We start from the raw sequence: 17,128 nt of genomic DNA, 5'->3' as shown, positions 1-17,128 counted from the left end.
CTCTTTGGTGCCTCAGGCTGCGCCTGCGTGCGTACTAGACGCTTCGGATGGCAACCACGGCATTGTGTCCGCCGAAGCCGAACGAGTTATTCAGGGCGACGATGGAGCCCTCGGGCAGCTCACGCGGCGTGCCGACGACGACGTCCAACGGGATTTCCGGATCCTGGTTTTCCAGGTTGATGGTGACCGGAGCCTTGCGGTGGTAAACGGCCAGCACGGCCAGGACCGATTCGACTGCGCCGGAGGCGCCCAGCAGGTGGCCCATCTGCGACTTCGTGGCCGAGACGCATACCTTGTCTAGGTGCGAACCCAGGGCGGCGCGCAGGGCGGTGTACTCGGGCTTGTCGCCCACCGGGGTGGAGGTGGCGTGCGCATTGACGTGGACCACGTCTTCTGGCTGGATGAGGCCGTCAAACATGGCCGCCTTCAGCGCTCGGGTGGCACCCAGGCCCTGCGGGTCAGGTGCGGTGATGTGGTAGGCATCGGCCGTCACGGAGGTGCCTGCCAGTTCGGCGTAGATCGTCGCACCGCGGGCGATGGCGTGCTCCTCGGCCTCAAGCACCAAGGCACCGGCGCCTTCGCCCATGACGAAGCCGTCACGGTCGATGTCGTACGGACGCGAAGCATGCTCCGGGTCGTCGTTGCGCTTGGACAAGGCCTGCATGGCGGCAAAGGAGGCCATGGGCATGGGGTGTATGGCTGCTTCGGCTCCGCCGCACATCACCACGTCGGCCTTGCCCGAGCGGATCAGCTCAAGACCGATGTGCATGGCCTCGGTGCCCGAGGCGCAGGCGGAAACCGGGGTGTGCGCGCCGGCGCGGGCACCCAGGTCCAACGACACGGCAGCTGCCGGTCCATTGGGCATCAACATGGGTACTGTCATCGGCAGCACGCGACGCGGGCCCTTTTCCTTCAGGGTGTCCCACGCGTCGAGCAGGGTCCAGACCCCACCGATGCCGGTGGCGAAGGCCACGGCCAGGCGGTCGTGGTCCATCTCCTCGATGCCCGCGTCCTTCCAGGCCTCGCGCGCGGCTACAACGGCGAACTGGGTGGACGGGTCCATGCGCTTCATTTCAACGCGTGAGAGGACCTCCGAGGCCGGGGTCGAGGCCTTGGCGGCAAACTTCACCGGAAGGTTGTAGGTTTCAACCCACTCGTCGGGCAGCAGATGGGCGCCGGACACACCCTTGAGGGCATTGGCCCACAGGGTCGGGACGTCCCCGCCGATGGGGGTGGTGGCACCAAGGCCGGTGATAACAACTTTGCGAGCCATGTTGAAACTCTCTACTGGTTGGGGGCGAAACGGCTAGCGAGGCTAGCGCGCGATCCAAGCGTCGGAACGCGGCCGAATGGACGGTGTCCGGATTGAATCGACAATCTGGGGATCGGTGAAGAAACCGGCAAAGCTTGTTGGCGCCTCAGGGCCTGCCAACCGGGAAACATGAAATGAAAACGATGCTTCCCCTTGAAACGTGCTTCCGCGAGGGAACACGCTTCAAGGGGACGCATCACTACCTGGCTTAGACCTGTGCGCCGGCGATGAAGTTCACTGCATCTGCAACGGTCTTGAGGTTCTTGACCTCTTCGTCCGGGATCTTCACGTCGAACTTCTCTTCGGCGTTGACGACAATGGTCATCATCGAGATGGAGTCGATGTCCAGGTCCTCGGTGAAGGACTTGTCCATTTCGACTGCCTCGGTCTCCAGGCCGGTCTCTTCGTTGACGATCTCGGCCAAGCCGGCCAGAATCTCTTCGTTGCTAGCCATGATGGCTCCTTTTCTGTGTTTGCCGGTAACAAGCCCGACGACTATGCAGACCACAGGTGTGCGGTCCGAATGATGGGTTGTGTCCCTGGGGGTTAAGCCTAGGGCAGGACAACGACCTGTGCTCCAAAGACAAGCCCGGCGCCAAATCCGATTTGCAGGGCCAGACCGCCGGAGAGCTCTGGGTTCTCCTTGAGCATATTGTCCATGGCCATGGGGATGGAGGCCGCCGAGGTGTTTCCGGAAGTGGCGATGTCGCGGGCGACAACCACGGTTTCCGGGAGCTTCAGCTGCTTGACCATCTCATCGATGATCCGCATGTTGGCCTGGTGCGGGATGAAGGCAGCGAGGTCCTCGGCGGTGAGTCCGGCGTCCGCCAGGGCCTTCTTGGCCATCTTGGCCATTTCCCAAACTGCCCAGCGGAAGACCGTCTGGCCGTCCTGGCGCAGGGTCGGCCACAGCTGGGCCTCGGTGCCGCCAACCAGGGAGGTGCCTTCCGGGGAGGACTCGGCCTGCAGGACGGCGTCGCGCAGGTCCAGCTGGGAATGGGTCATGCCGATGGCGGACCACTTCGAGCCGTCCGAACCCCAAACCGACGGGGAGATGCCTGGGATGTCCGAGGGACCGATGACGACAGCGCCTGCGCCATCGCCGAGCAGGAAGGAAATGGTGCGCTCGTGGTTGTCGATGACGTCCGAGAGCTTCTCGGCACCGACGACCAGCACGTATTCGGCCATACCCGAACGCACCAGTGCGTCTGCCTGGGCCACGCCGTAGCAGTAGCCGGCGCAGGCGGCCGAGATGTCGAATGCCGGTGCCGGGGTGGCGCCGATGCGGTCGGCCAGTGCTGCGGCAGCGGACGGGGTGGCATACGGGAAGGTCACGGTGGAAACGATGACTGCACCGATCTGGCTGGCCTCGATGCCGGCCGAAGCCAGGGCATCTCGGGCCGCGCCTTCGGCCATGTCCAGCAGCGAGGTGTTCTCATCGGCGCGGGCACGGGTCACGATGCCGGTGCGCTGCTGGATCCACTCGTCGGAGGAGTCGATCCACTGGCACACGTCGTCGTTGGTGACGATGACGTCGGGACGGAAGGAGCCCACGCCGTGGATGCGGCTGAATTCGCGCGCGGTGGTTTGGTTCATCACTGCAGTCATGATTCGGGAACTTCCTATGCTTGGGTGTGTTCGAGTACGAAGGCGCGTGCCGCCTCGAGGTCTTCGGGGGACTTCAACGCGAGGGTCGGGATGCCCTTCAGGCCGCGGCGGGCAAGACCCACCAGGGTTCCTGCGGGCGGAATCTCGATGATCCCGGTGACTCCCTGTGCGGCGAGCTCCTCCATGCACTTGTCCCAGCGCACCGGGCGCGAGACCTGGGCGACCAGCGAGGCAAGGTTTGCTTCGCCACCGGCCACGGCCTGCCCGTCGTAGTTGGACAGCAGCGTGATGGCCGGGTCCTTGGCCTCCAGTGTTGCGGAAAGCTCCTGGAGCACCTGGACGGCCGGGGCCATGTGGTGGGTGTGGAAAGCGCCTGCGACCTTGAGCGGAATCACGCGAGCCTTGGCCGGGGGATTGGCTGCAAGGTCCTCGATTTGTTCCAGCGTGCCGGCGGCAACGATCTGGCCGCCTCCATTGGCGTTGGCCGGTGTCAGCCCGGCCGCCAGGATAGCCGCGTTGACCTCTTCGGCGTCTCCGCCCAGGACCGCTGCCATGCCGGTCGGGGTGGCAGCCGCAGCCAAGGCCATGGCGTTTGCGCGTTCACGCACGAACACCATCGCGTCCTGCTCGCTGAGGGCACCGGCCAGCGCGGTGGCGGTGATCTCGCCGACGGAGTGTCCGGCCAACACGACGTTCGTCGGAAGCTCGTCACCAAAGAGTGCCCGCGCGGCAATGAGGCCCGCGGCAACGATCAGTGGCTGGGCCACCGCGGTGTCCTTGATGGTTTCTTCGTCCGACACCGTCCCGTGGGCGGTCAGGTCGCGCTCCGTGATGGCGGAGAGTCCGGCGAGATGTTCGGAAACACCCGGAACCTCGAGCCACGGAGAAAGGAATCCGGGGGTCTGGGAGCCCTGTCCAGGGCACACGATTGCTAGCACTACTCCAGCTTTCCAAAGATGTCGGTCTCGACGGCTGTTTTCGCACACCGACTTGTCGGCATGCTTTTGTATGAATCCTACAAGGTGGTCGGGCTCTTGCGCGGCACCGATTGCCGCGTTTCGGCCAAGTTTTCGGTTGTTTCGGCGTCCAGCCGACCCACCACCAACGCGGTTTGCAGCACGAACGCCTCGCGCGGAACCAAGGGATCCCACCCGGTTACGTCGCACACCCTTTTAAGTCTATAGCGCACCGTGTTGGCATGGACGAACAACTCCCGGGCCGTTCCCTCCAGCGAGTGGCCCAGTGACAGATAGCTCGACAGCGTTTCAATCAGGCCGTTTCCGGCCTTGATGAGCGGATTGTAGATCCCCGAGACCAGCGCCTCGCGCGCCTCGGAGTCGTTGTTCATGACGCGCTCAGGCCAGAGGTCATCGGCATCCACCGGTCGCGGAGCCAGCGGCCAGGCTTTGGCGGCGGCGATGGCAGCGAAGGCTGCCTTGGCGCTGGCGGAGGCTTCCTTGAGCGTCGGGGCCAAGGGACTGTAGACCACCGGTCCTTCGCCGAAAAACGTGGCGAGCCGGTCCAGCCCGGCACGGTCGGCTTCCACGCCGCCGAGCATCAGGATGGCGCGTTCACCGTGGACGCCGACCAGCGAGTCGCGGGCATAGCGGGCTGCCGCGCGGCGGAGTTCACTGACGAATCCAACCTGGGAGGAGACCGGGGTTGCACCGATCATCACCAAGATGTTTTCGTGCGACTTCCAGCCCACGGCGGCAATCCTGGAGCGAAGGGAATCCTGGGATTCTCCGCGCATGACGGCATCCACCACCAGGGCCTCGAGCCGTGAGTCCCAGGCACCGCGCGTCTCTGCCGCCCGGGCGTACACGTCGGCCGCGGCGAAGGCGACCTCCCGCGAGTAGCGCAGGACCGCCTCGCGCAATTGCGTGTGCTCGGCCTCCGGGGCGATGTCAGGAACCTGGGATTCAACGACCTCGACAATGGTGCGGATCAGTTGGAGGGCCTTTTGCAGGCTGATGGATCGCGTCAGTTCGGTGGGTGCGGCGCCGAAGACGTCGTTGAGCACCCACTGCGGGGACGTGGTGGGTCGTTCGTACCAGGAGACGAAGGAAGCAATTCCCTTCTGCGCCACCAAGCCCAGCGCCGCGCGTTCCTCGGGCCGCAGTCCCCGGTACCAGGGCAGCGACTGGTCCAGGTGCTTCAGCGCCACCGTGGAGAGCACGCCCAAGTGCTGCTTGAGCCGTTTGAGGGTTTCCGGGCTGGCCTTGGCTTGCCGGAAGGGCCGGATCCGCTGTGCCGGATTCGACGTTTGCTCATCACTCATAGAACGAGCATACGCATCATCGAGCCACCTAACTATTTTGTATGGTTCACACAACGAAGACCGATGTCTTCCCCGTGCCGGTGCTTCGTGCTGGAGGGTATTGTCACGAGGTTCTGTCGGGAGCGATTCGAGTCGGGCACAAAAACAGCGGTGGCGCGGACCCCCTGTGGAAGGGAATCCGCGCCACCGCTGTCGACCCGTGCTCAGGACCGGTTAGGCGTCGCCGCCCGCGTTGCCGCTGGTGCCTGCGGTGACGTCGTCGAGCTTGTACTTGGCAAAGGCGGCGGCCGGAGCCGAGGCATCGACCTCTCCGCGCTTGGCCAGCATCTGCAGGGTGCGAACAACCACCGAGTGCGCGTCGATCTTGTAGAAGCGACGTGCGGCGGCGCGGGTGTCGGAGAAACCGAACCCGTCGGCGCCCAGGGTGGCGAACTCATTGGGCACGAACTGGCGGATCTGGTCCGGCACGGCCTTCATGTAGTCGGTCACCGCAACGATCGGGCCGGTGGCACCTGCCAGCTGCTGGGCCACGAACGGCACGCGCGGTTCGGCAGCCGGGTCAAGGAACGACTGCTCCTCGCACTCCAGGCCGTCGCGGCGCAGCTCGTTCCAGGAGGTCACGGACCAGACATCGGCCGACACCCCCCAGTCCTCGGCCAGGATGCGCTGTGCATCAATGGTCCACGGCACTGCCACACCGGAGGCGAGCAGCTGGGCCCGCGGTCCGTCGACGGTGGCCGGGGAGACCTGGTAGATGCCGCCGAGCACGCCGGCAACGTCGAGGTTCTCCGGTTCCTTGGGCTGCTGGTAGGGCTCGTTGTAGATCGTGATGTAGTACATCACGTTCGGGTCCTCGTGCTTGCCGCCGTACATGCGCTCCAGGCCGGCCTTCATGATGTGACCGATCTCGTACCCATAGGCAGGGTCGTAGGTGATCACGGCAGGGTTGGTGGAGGCAAGGATCGGGGAGTGCCCGTCGGCGTGCTGCAGGCCCTCTCCGGTCAGCGTGGTGCGACCTGCGGTGGCGCCCATGATGAACCCGCGGGTCATCTGGTCGCCGGCTGCCCAGAAGGCATCGCCGGTGCGCTGGAAGCCGAACATCGAGTAGAACACGTAGATCGGGATCAACGGTTCGTCGTGCGTGGCGTAGGCGGTGCCCGCGGCGGTGAAGGCGGCAACCGCGCCGGCTTCGTTGATGCCCGGGTGGATCAGCTGTCCTACCGGAGACTCCTTGTAGGCAAGGACCAGTTCGCGGTCCACCGACAGGTAGTTCTGTCCGTCAGGGTTGTAGATCTTCGCGGTCGGGAAGAACGAGTCCATGCCGAAGGTGCGGGACTCGTCGGGAACGATCGGCACGACGCGCTTGCCGAATTCCTTGTCGCGCATCAGGTCCTTGAGCAGACGCACGAAGGCCATGGTGGTGGCGGCCTGTTGCTTGCCCGATCCGCGGGCGGCGACCTCGTAGGCCTTCTCCTCCGGGAGGTGGATTTCCTTGGACTTGGTCCGGCGCGAAGGCACGGCACCGCCCAGGGCCTCGCGGCGTTCCATCATGTACTTGTACTCGGCCGAGTCCTGCTCCGGACGGTAGTACGGCGGCATGTACGGGTCGGCTTCAAGCTGCTCGTCGGTGATCGGGATGCGCAGGTGGTCGCGGAAGGCCTTCAGGTCCCCGAGCGTCATCTTCTTCATCTGGTGCGTGGCGTTGCGGGCCTCGAAGTGGGGGCCCAGGCCGTAGCCCTTGACGGTCTTGGTCAGGATGACCGTCGGCTTGCCCTTGAACTCCGTCGCTGCCTTGTACGCGGCGAAGACCTTGTGGTAATCGTGGCCGCCTCGTTTGAGGTTCCAGATTTCCTCGTCCGTCAGGTTGGCGACGAGTTCCTTGGTCTGCGGGGACTTTCCGAAGAAGTGCTCGCGGACGAAGGCGCCGTTTTCGGCCTTGTAGGTCTGGTAGTCGCCGTCCGGGGTCTGGTTCATGATGTCGACCAGGGAGTTGTCGGTGTCGGCATCGAGCAGGGCATCCCACTCGCGGCCCCAGACAACCTTGATGACATTCCAGCCGGCGCCGCGGAAGAATGCCTCAAGCTCCTGCATGATCTTGCCGTTGCCGCGAACCGGCCCGTCAAGACGCTGCAGGTTGCAGTTGACCACGAAGGTCAGGTTGTCGAGCTTCTCGTTGGCGGCAAGCTGCAACAGGCCGCGCGATTCCGGCTCGTCCATCTCGCCGTCGCCCAGGAAGGCCCAGACGTGCTGGTCGGAGGTGTCCTTGATGCCGCGGTTCTGCAGGTAGCGGTTGGACTGCGCCTGGTAGATCGCGTTCATCGGGCCAATGCCCATGGAGACGGTGGGGAATTCCCAGAAGTCCGGCAGCGAGCGCGGGTGCGGGTAGGACGGCAGTGCATGTCCCTCGCGGGACTTTTCCTGCCGGAACCCGTCCATGTCCTCTTCGCTCAAGCGTCCTTCGAGGAAGGCGCGAGCGTACATACCGGGGGAGGCGTGGCCCTGGAAGAAGACCTGGTCACCGCCGCCCGAGTGGCTTTTGCCCCGGAAGAAGTGGTTGAAGCCCACTTCGTACAGGGTCGCCGCTCCGGCGTAAGTGGAGATGTGTCCGCCGACGCCTACCCCGGGGCGCTGCCCGCGGTGCACCATGACGGCGGCATTCCAACGCATGAAGGCGCGGTAGCGGCGTTCAATCTGTTCATCGCCGGGGAACTCCGGTTCCTGGTCCACCGGGATCGTGTTGACGTAGTCGGTGGTGGTGACCATGGGGACGCCCACGCTCTTGGCGCCAGCGCGCTGGAGCAATGAACGAACAATGTACTGGGCACGCTCGGTGCCTTGGGTTTCGACCAGATCATCGAAGGACTCAATCCATTCGGCGGTCTCCTCCGGATCCCGGTCCGGCAACTGGCTAGTCAAGCCGCTACGGATGTGAGAAATGTGTTCCTCTACAGCCACGTCCATCTTCTCCTCGTTATGGGGTACAGCGGGGACTGCGGGCCGAGCGCTAGATTGCATGCCTCGAACCGCAGTGGCGGTGCAAGCGCCAAAGTTGTGGCCCGTTCCCCAAGGGTGGTTGGTCGCGGACCGCCGGTTACACTCTAATGCGCATGACCACCCAAAACGTATCTGGGCTCAACACATGCGACGTTTTGGAGTTACACAGGCAATGCGCCGAGAGACGAAATCAGGTCGAAGTCGTCACTATTTCGGCGTGTTGAAGCCTCTGCGCTTGATGAGAGCGCAAAAAGGGTGTTTGGTTGTAACCAGACGCTTTACAGCAGCAGGAGGAGTGACGTGAGCGACGCCGCACCGGCAAAGCACGAAGCCGCACACAAAATGGGCTTCAAAGACGGGGACCTGATCCAGGAACTCGGGTACGACGACGATGTGGACTTTGATCTGCGCGATTCCCTTGAGGAAGCAGTGGGTTCCGAACTACTGACAGAGGAAGACCACGAGGTTGTGGACGGAATCGTCTATTGGTGGCGCGCCGACGACGGGGATCTTATCGATGCCCTCGTTGATTCGCTGGTCAACCTGGATGAAAAGGGGGTCGTATGGCTCTTGACCCCGAAACCGGGACGAGATGGCCATGTGTCACCCGCCTCGATCCAGGCAGATGCTCCCACCGCAGGCCTCCATGTCACAAACACCGAGGGTGTTTCGGAGGATTGGTCGGCCACTCGACTTGTTGCGCGCCGCAAGAACTAGCGCGTGGAATCATCACATCCGGCAGCGGGGAACATTTCCCCGACGCCTCGGGCCGGTCAAACGGCCCCGGTCTTCGCCCTTCCCAACCAGCACGGTGAACTCATCGAGTCCCGGGCACTGGGGGAGCAGGCCTACTTCATGGTCTTTTACCCGTTCGCGTTTTCCGCGGTTTGCGGGTCGGAACTTGAAGAGCTGGAACAGGTTCGCGAGGAATTTGCCATACGTAACACCCGCATCATGGGCGTTTCGGTGGATCACAAATACGCATTGCGCACCTACGCGGACCAGGCCCATTTCGGGTTTGATCTGTTGGCCGATTTCTGGCCGCACGGTGCCGTAGCGAAGTGCTATGGCGCATTCAACAACGAGTCCGGCGCGGCAACGCGGCACACGTTCCTCATCCAGAAGGGTCGTGTGGTGGATTCGTTTAGTTCATCCATCCATGAGGCGCGCGCCATCGCGCGCTACCGAGAGGCACTGGACCTACTCACCTAACAGGTGTCGAAGAATTCTTGCGTCTATTCGACAGCTCGGGCGGGTACATTGCCACAGTCATATTCTTGTCACGAACACTTCCGGCGGATCCAAAACCAAACGAATTCAGTAGTGCCAAGGGCCTTTAGCTCAGCTGGTAGAGCGTCACGTTTACACCGTGAATGTCATCGGTTCGATCCCGGTAGGGCCCACCCTGGTGAGTCATTGCAACATATCCATTCGCTTACTTCGGCGGAGAGAACGGTTCCCGGTATTTCCGATCCCGTTGTTACTTCGTTTGCTTTGGCGGAGCCATGGAAGCGACGCGCTTGAGCTGCTGTCCGTGCATGGCGGGGAGGATTTCCGCGTGCGGCCGCAGCCACTCGATAGCCGCGCGCTTCGAGCGACATTGCAGTAGTCCCCGGCGGCTGCGCGCGTGGTTCTCGCGCGGATTTCCATTTGAGTGGTTCCGGCGCAAGACCGCCGTCGGAGCTGGAGCCGGTTCGACAATAGCCGGATTTGGACTTGCCACAGGACAAACGGTGTGACGTCGCCGTTGCCGTGAGAATTCACGCAGCACCACTGGCTACAGCGCGCCGAGAGTCACGTTCAACCACCACCGCTTCGAGGGATTTTCGCGTTGTAGGCAACGGTAGGAACCGGGAGAATTCGCCTGGCGGGATTTGACCCTTTTCGAGGCCCGCGCGATCTGCCGACAGCGCCGCACGTTCGTTGGGCGCCCAGACAAAATCCGTCCACGTGGAAAATCCTCCGCGCTTTCGCGTCGTGGCCAGCCTTCGACAAAAGCGCCTCCTATCTCATAAGCCCAAGCTACCTAGGCTTTTCATAGGGTGACATGGACAGAATCGATTCACGGTCGCACTCGGTAAGCGCAACAGGTGCCACATGCGAAGGCGCAATGAGGCGCGCGATTGCACCGTTAGGGCCGACCAGCGGATACCCCCCCTATCCCCAGGTCGGGCCCGGCGCCGTCCTCAAAGGGTTGGGCGCAGGCGAGGGTCCCGCATCCCCAGGCGGGGCCCTCGTTTTTTTGACGGCGATTTCCCACGTCGAGGGGCATCTCCAGTCGGAAACAGGGCATCCATTTCATTCGAAAAGCACGATCGTTCGGTGATTGTCGGCATCAAGGTTTCCCAAGGGTGGGCCATGCACAGTGTGTGTATCTTTTAGCTCGTCCAAGGAGTCGACATGAAATTCACCCATCCCGCATCGTCTGCGCCACGTGCACGCAGCAGGGGATCGCAGAAACCAAAGATCGCGCTGATGGCCATTGGCCTACTGGCACTGGCGACCATTACGCCCGCACAAGCCGCGACCGAAGTCGTGCAGAAGAACCCCGGTGGCATCGTGGCAGTGGGGCCGGTGAACACGGACCACGGCTACCCCAGCTGGTATCAGGACAGCATCGGCACGCGCGTGGAGTTGTGCCTTGATTTTGAAAACCCATACTGCGGATTCGCCGCCGGGGACATCCCGAACGACGAAGCACCGATCTCGTTCCCAGACAATTTCCCGGAGGAAGCGTTTTACATGCTTGCTTCCACGACATTGGACCTACCGGGCGGCGGACGGGCAGTTCTGGTCCTCGGGCTTGAGGCCGCGTTCGCCAACCAGGTGCAGGCCGGTGACCAGGTAGTCTTCGGACGCCAACGTGTCACAGTGCGAGGGGCAGCTGCCAACACGACCCTGACCTTCAGGCATCCCTATGGTTCAATGACGATCGACACCGACGATGCCGGTGACGGCAAACTCGTCGAGGACATATCACCGGCGCAGGGAAACTTCACCACTGCACTGAAGAGCAACGTCGGCCCCTTCCTGATGTGGGATCCGGCTACGGCTCCTGCCGCTCCGGAGGGTTACCTCGGCGACCCGGGACAGGAACACACCGTGACGGGAAGCCCCTTTGGCTACAATCAGTTCTCCGTCACCGGCGGCGGGCTGAATTTGTCCACGGACCAATTCTCACTTCAGGGCAAGATTTCCACCAACACGGGTGTCGAGGGGAAAAAGGCCCTTCTTGAAGGAAACATGATCGATGTATTCGCGTCTAGTGAAGGCACCCAGCTCCAGATAGAAGGCCAAGCGGGCAAGTTCGCAACCACACCCATGGAAACGGATCCGGCAAGCAAGCGCTTTTACGCACGCATCAAGTTTGAGGGAGATGCCCCTACCCAGATCAAGATCAGCAACATTGGTGACAAGCCCGTCAGCAATTCCGTCGTCGACGTCACCAAGCCGCATGGGATCTCGGGCCTGGAGGCCACCTATGACGGCACGCTCCTCAACGTTGCCGCGGCCAGCAGGTTCGGTAATGCATTGACCGCCGAAGGCTTGGGGGCCCTGGACCCGGGCGCCACCGCCCAAGCGACTCAAAGCGCTGCCTTTGCCGTGTCGGCGCCTCCGGAACGTGTCATTGTCAAGGACTCGACTGGTGCCAAGGCGTCGGTGGATGTCAGCATTGTGGGCGGTGAAGCGACGCCGGAGGGCCAAGCTCCGATTGCGCCGGCACCGGATCCGGGTCCTGTGCAAGACCCCGCACCGGACACCGGACAGGACCCTGCAGAACCCGCGGTCGCACGGGCCACCCCGGAGTCGGCGAACATCAACTACGGAGGCAGTCTCGTGTTGGACGGTTCGACGTCGAGCGGGGCGGACACCTACAAATGGACTCAGGTCTCGGGTATGCCGGTTACGCTCTCGAGCGACACCAGTGCCTCGCCGACCGTCACCGTTCCATACTTCGCCACGACCTCGGACACGGCCCCTTCGCCGGTGACAACAACAGAGGTCATCAAGATGCAACTTGTCGTGGGCAAGGACGACGGCTCGGAGAGCGATCCGGCAACAGTCGAACTCAACCTCGTCTCCGATAACGTGACGGTAGCCAGCGACGCAAGGCACCGGGTCAACAAGGAATTCAAGTTGACCGGAACCGCCACGCTGCCGGGAGTTTCAGGAGCATTGACGCCAGGGACCAGGGTCATCATCTACAACACAACGCCGGGCACACCGGTTGAAAAGATTGGCACGGCTGTGGTGGACACCACCAACAACTGGCAGTTGAGACTCAAGCCCGGACCAAGTCGACAAGTCACTTCTGTCATGGTCCAATCCACTCGGGGTGGGGTGACCAGCGCCTCGGTTTCCGCCAGATAGCGGCAAACAGCGGGCAACAGTGCTTCGCGGCGCACGGAACGTATTACGGACCTTGCGCAGCGAAGCAGCTGTGTGTCCAGCCCAGGGCAGCTGGCTTCCCAAGGCGGCGGTACCATAAGTTCACGGCTTGATCCCGGATTACTGGTTGTGGCATCCCGCCACTGAGTCTCCGCAAGCAAGGATGCGTTGCTGGCCTGCCGGCCCCGGTGTATTCGTTCCGCAGGTCGATTCCAATGATTCCGGGTCGCCGATGGTACGGGACCGGCACCAGGGGGCATCGACAACTGGTCCCGGACATGGAACTGCGAACTCCGATCATTGCCAGGGACGACGTGGGTGTCAATTTCGTGGATCGGAGCAACGGCCACCCCCCGTTTCTTCGATCCAGCCGAGGCCTTCCGGACAACGGTGCCGTTGTGGAATGACCACCAAGACTTCGATGTGTTCAGCAACGTCGATGCAGGGAATGCCCCACCGCCCCTCGGTGTCCCTCAACCGGGACGCCGGGATGGCCTGGTGCGGGGACCTGCCACAGGCCGAAGGGCAACCCAAGGTCATAATTGGGTCGCTGTCCATCCGGCGACGCATGCGCTTTTAAGTGGGCCAGTCGGCCACGAACAGAGCGCTCCTGAAAACCGCTTCCCAGACACGGTGAATCCAGCCCGGGCGGGAATCCGAAGAGTCACAGATTTGCCCCCGGACAAGCCCAAGGCCCACGCCTTGGCCGCGGTCATCTCTGCACGTGAGGTCCGGGCAGCTTTGCGCTTCCCGGGCAACGTGGAGAGTGCCGAATTCTTTGACGTCGAACTGACGATCCTCTACGGATTAAGGGACGAGTCGACCCGGGACGGCTCCACGGCCTTCAATCGAATCCGTGGCCCGCACACTCACACCAGCGCCGCCGAAGAGCTGTCACCGGTAAGTCCCTGGACCGCTGGGGAGGTTGGATCTGCTGGTCAAATACCTGACCCTCCCGGCGGCCCGGTGGAGGGCCGAGTGGACGGGGGGTGGAAGTCCGGTGGCGCTAGTCCTTTCTATGGCAAACATCGCCTGGCCAAAAATACCTTCCGGGACAATCCTGACGTGCCCACAGAGCAGAGTGCCTTGGAGCATGCTTGGAAAGACGTGGCTGGCCAGATAGGGCACCCCCCAAATTAGGGTGTCGAGAACCCCTCAAGGGGGCTTGCAGTTCAAACTGGACAGAGGAAAATCATAGTTGTTGGACTTGGGGATTTTTCATCTTGGGGAGATAAAAAATGGATACGCTTTTGGGGTTTAGAGGGGACAACCATACCGTTTGGGAGACCGACGGAAAAATCCATGTACAGATCTTGGGGACTCTCAAGATCCGCACGGGAGATGTCGTGTTGGAAGCTGGCGAGCTAGGTGGGCCAAAAGCTCGCCAAATATTGGAAATTCTGTTGTTGCAGCTAGGAACTCCGGTCTCCAAGTCACGACTGATCGACATGTTGTGGGAGGGGTCGGCACCACTCGCGGCAGTTTCGACCCTGGAATCATACGTCTCGGTCTTGCGACGGTGCCTACAGCCGGGACGAGGCAAGAACGGGGTGCTCAGAACCACCACCGGGGGTTACATGCTGGATCCGGAAATGGTCGACCTCGACCTGTCACGCTTTGACAGCCTCATACTTCGAGCCGAAGGTTCCGAACCTAAAATCGCCCTCCCGTTGTTGCGCCAGGCCCTGGCCCTGGCCACCGAACCACTGCTGGGGAGCGAGCTTTTGCCTGGGTGGGCCGATGCAGAGCGTTGCGTGCATGCAGCCCGGGTAGCCTCCGCCGGCATACTGGCAGCGAAATTGGCCTTGGAGTTGGGCATGAACCTTGAGGCAATTCGCCTGTCGCAGGAAGTGTTGAATAGGGACACCCTCAACGAGGCGGCATGGACATGCCTGGTCCTCGGATTGGAAATGGGCGGCAACCCGCTGCAGGGCCTCCAGGCGCTCGATGACTGCCGGCGGGTTATGGATCGGGAGCTGGGCTGCTCCCCGGGGCCAGTCCTGCAACAAGCGCAGGAGCGGCTGTTGCGCCTGACCTCGGCAGCTGACGATGACTTCGGACATGTCATTGGTGCATTGCTTTCGATCCAGGAAGTTGTCGCCGGCCAAGGCAACAGTGCGTGGCAACATGCGGGAACTGCTGGCAAGGTTCTCGGGTTCAGTCCCCAGGAAGCGGGCAGTGTCATTTTCGGCTACTTGCAACGAGCGCTGGGCGCGGCCTCCGTCTAATCCGGCGGCTGGCTTTTGCCCTCTATGTCGTCTGGCCCCTTGCCACGAACGAACTCATGCGTGGATACTGTCCCTAGGGCCTTTGGCCCAGTATCAAGCGGCCTTGGGGGGATCGCGCTCATGGGGAGAGCTGTATTGCCAGTGGCAACCGAACATAGCACCACAACCGGGCAAGCTGCCCGGATCGTGGTGATAGATGACCATCGCACTTTCGCCGAGCTCTTGGCCGCGGCCCTGAATCGGGAGGGTGATCTCGATTGCGTGGGTATGGCCCATGGGGTGCAGGCAGGTGTCGAGCTTTGCTTCGAACTATCTCCGGACCTGGTGATCCTGGATTACCGCTTGCCGGACGGTGATGGCCTTCAGGCGGCCGAGCAGATCCTCGGCCGTGCCCCGGACACGCGCATCGTCATGCTCACCGGTGATCCAAACGTACACGCCATCCAGCGCGCTGCTTCAGTCGGAATTTGCGGATTTCTTCCCAAGGATGGCGCCTTGGACATCCTGTTGGATGTAGTTCGCGGTGTGCGGACCGGGGAATTCGTGGTGGCTCCGGCGCTGCTTTCACGCCTTGATTTGTTGGGACGAAAGACCGTCGGTTCAGGTCCGAGTCTGACTGGGCGCGAGCTTGAGGTGTTACGGCTCATGGCAGCAGGCCAAGATGTGTCGACGAATGCCCGGGCACTGGGCATCAGCACACACACTTGCCGCGGCTACGTGAAATCGATCCTCGCGAAACTTGATGCGCATACCCAGTTGGAAGCCGTTGTAGCAGCCACAAAACTGGGTCTGTTGGGGAGCCCCTGAGATGAGGGGCTCCGTTGACAGGACGAAGGCCAAAGCCGATACCTCGACCGGGACCCTGGTCGAGGAGGGATCCGCCGTCCGTAGCGCAATCGTCAAATTCTTGGCAACCGGGTTGGTGGTGTTGGCGGTTGTTGCCATCCCGTTCTCCTTCTGGGTCCGGGCAGTGTCCCGGGACCTGGCTCTTGAGGATGCGGTGGAGCTCACCCAAAGGCTGGCCGACTACGTCATCAGCCCTGTGGTGGGCGTCGTTCCGGAAGAGCCGGATCCGGAGGTCCTGTCCAGGATTGACACGCGGTTGGCCCCGTGGCTAGCCGACGAATCAATCGTTCGCATCAAGGTGTGGAGCGCAGAGGGGACCATCCTGTATTCAGACAGGAGCGAACTTGCCGGTTCCAGGTTCGAACTTGAACCCTGGGCGCGGGAGCTGTTGGCGGGTGGCCCCGGGGTGGCCACCGTGGAAGTGCAGGAGGAAGAAGAAAACCAGTTCGAATCCGGCGACGGCGAACTGGTGGAGGTTTACGTGGCTTCCCGCAGTGCGGGCGGCGTTCCGTTGCTATTCGAGGTGTATTTCGACGACGCGGTCGTGCGCGGTCCCGAGAATCAGTTCCTGCTGGGCATGATCCCTGTTCTGTTGGTCGCGGGCGCGGTTCTGCAAGGCGGGCAATTGATCCCCGGCATCCGGTTGGCCCGACAGGTCCAAAAGCACCAGCGGGAACGGCGTGCCATCCTGCAGCAGGCCATCGACGCTGGAGAACGTGAACGAATGCGGCTGGCCGCCGCGTTGCACGATGACATCATCCAGGATTTGGCCGGCCTGGCCTACGTCCTGGAACCATTGCCCGAGTTGGGACCTAACATTGCGCCAGGGGCGGTGCTGCAAGACACGATTGGGAAGCTTCGAGGGATCACGGCGGAGCTCTATTCCTCTTCGGTCACGGCGGACGAGTTGCCACGCGCCCTTGGCATTCTCGCCGAGCGCGCCCGCAGCCAGGGAATCCGGACGATCGTCCAAATTGATCAACCACTGCCTTTCGACGACCGGCAATCGACCATGTTCCATCGAATCGCACGGGAGTCAGTGCTGAACGCCATCAAACATTCAGAGGCGAAGAACATGGAACTTCACCTGATGCGCCTGGGCCGGAGCTGGGATCTGAATGTCAGCGACGACGGGGTGGGGTTTGGTTCCTCGGACCGGTCCGAGTCGGACCATTTCGGGCTACGTCTCATGGCCGATTTCGCCGAGACGGCGGGCGCACGACTTGAAATTAGCAGCACGTTGGACAAGGGCACCAGCATTCGGGTCCGCGTCCCGACAAACGGGTCCTTCGCCAACCGCAGCGTTGACGCCTAACGTGACCCGGTCATTCCGAAGATCGTCGGGCAGACCGGTGCCCCCCCCTTTTTCCGCGGGTTGGCGTCCGACTCGGCTCTGGACAGCGCACAGGAGCATGGCGAAACAACGCCGTAACCGGAGCAGCGACCCTGCCATCACGTCGACGCGCAGCG

The 17,128-nt window shown here is 62.5% G+C and carries 12 protein-coding genes and 1 tRNA gene; 7 read left to right on the top strand and 6 right to left on the bottom strand.

The annotated features are described in order from the left end of the window. Positions 1–34 precede the first annotated feature (34 nt). The 6 genes from ACIPUB_RS16315 to aceE form a co-directional block, all read right to left on the bottom strand. Complete coding sequence (locus ACIPUB_RS16315) at positions 35–1,273, bottom strand: beta-ketoacyl-[acyl-carrier-protein] synthase family protein (protein WP_407608328.1); 1,239 nt, start codon at positions 1,271–1,273, stop codon at positions 35–37. 247 nt (positions 1,274–1,520) lie between these two features. Then, positions 1,521–1,766 (bottom strand): acyl carrier protein, encoded by a 246-nt coding sequence (locus ACIPUB_RS16310; protein ID WP_217388104.1) that lies wholly within the window; start codon positions 1,764–1,766, stop codon positions 1,521–1,523. 98 nt (positions 1,767–1,864) lie between these two features. Further along, entirely contained in the window at positions 1,865–2,920 is a 1,056-nt protein-coding gene (locus ACIPUB_RS16305) for a beta-ketoacyl-ACP synthase III (protein ID WP_407608327.1), read from the bottom strand. Positions 2,921–2,934: 14 nt separating this feature from the next. Beyond that, positions 2,935–3,858, bottom strand: coding sequence for an ACP S-malonyltransferase (locus ACIPUB_RS16300; protein WP_407608326.1), 924 nt, complete (start codon positions 3,856–3,858; stop codon positions 2,935–2,937). Positions 3,859–3,935: 77 nt separating this feature from the next. Continuing rightward, the gene (locus tag ACIPUB_RS16295; protein WP_407608325.1) at positions 3,936–5,201 is read right to left on the bottom strand and encodes a PucR family transcriptional regulator; all 1,266 of its coding nucleotides are present in this window, start codon (positions 5,199–5,201) and stop codon (positions 3,936–3,938) included. Between the two features lie 213 nt (positions 5,202–5,414). Further along, on the bottom strand, positions 5,415–8,162 hold the full coding sequence (aceE, locus tag ACIPUB_RS16290; RefSeq protein WP_407608324.1) for a pyruvate dehydrogenase (acetyl-transferring), homodimeric type: 2,748 nt from the start codon (positions 8,160–8,162) through the stop codon (positions 5,415–5,417). 333 nt (positions 8,163–8,495) lie between these two features. Here aceE and ACIPUB_RS16285 point away from each other — a divergent pair, with 333 nt between their 5' ends. The 7 genes from ACIPUB_RS16285 to ACIPUB_RS16255 all read left to right on the top strand — a co-directional run bounded on the left by ACIPUB_RS16285 (position 8,496) and on the right by ACIPUB_RS16255 (position 16,973). Beyond that, positions 8,496–8,912, top strand: coding sequence for a DUF3052 domain-containing protein (locus ACIPUB_RS16285; RefSeq protein ID WP_372342892.1), 417 nt, complete (start codon positions 8,496–8,498; stop codon positions 8,910–8,912). Between the two features lie 3 nt (positions 8,913–8,915). After that, positions 8,916–9,407 (top strand): redoxin domain-containing protein, encoded by a 492-nt coding sequence (locus ACIPUB_RS16280; protein ID WP_407608323.1) that lies wholly within the window; start codon positions 8,916–8,918, stop codon positions 9,405–9,407. 118 nt (positions 9,408–9,525) lie between these two features. Continuing rightward, a tRNA-Val gene (locus ACIPUB_RS16275) sits at positions 9,526–9,598 on the top strand. A gap of 997 nt (positions 9,599–10,595) precedes the next feature. Next, positions 10,596–12,566 carry a hypothetical protein gene (locus tag ACIPUB_RS16270; RefSeq protein WP_407608322.1) on the top strand — a complete coding sequence of 657 codons (1,971 nt, stop codon included), beginning with the start codon at positions 10,596–10,598 and terminating at the stop codon, positions 12,564–12,566. Positions 12,567–13,822: 1,256 nt separating this feature from the next. Further along, positions 13,823–14,812, top strand: a complete 990-nt coding sequence (locus ACIPUB_RS16265) for a BTAD domain-containing putative transcriptional regulator (RefSeq protein WP_407608321.1) — start codon at positions 13,823–13,825, stop codon at positions 14,810–14,812. A gap of 141 nt (positions 14,813–14,953) precedes the next feature. Further along, entirely contained in the window at positions 14,954–15,619 is a 666-nt protein-coding gene (locus tag ACIPUB_RS16260; RefSeq protein ID WP_407608320.1) for a response regulator, read from the top strand. A 1-nt stretch (position 15,620) separates the two neighbouring features. After that, on the top strand, positions 15,621–16,973 hold the full coding sequence (locus ACIPUB_RS16255) for a sensor histidine kinase (protein ID WP_407608319.1): 1,353 nt from the start codon (positions 15,621–15,623) through the stop codon (positions 16,971–16,973). The last annotated feature ends 155 nt before the right edge of the window (positions 16,974–17,128 follow it).

It is taken from the genome of Paeniglutamicibacter sp. ORCA_105 (assembly GCF_045798545.1).
GTDB lineage: Bacteria > Actinomycetota > Actinomycetes > Actinomycetales > Micrococcaceae > Paeniglutamicibacter > Paeniglutamicibacter sulfureus.
Note: the sequence above shows the minus strand (reverse complement) of the source record. Positions and strands in the feature narration are given on the sequence as shown.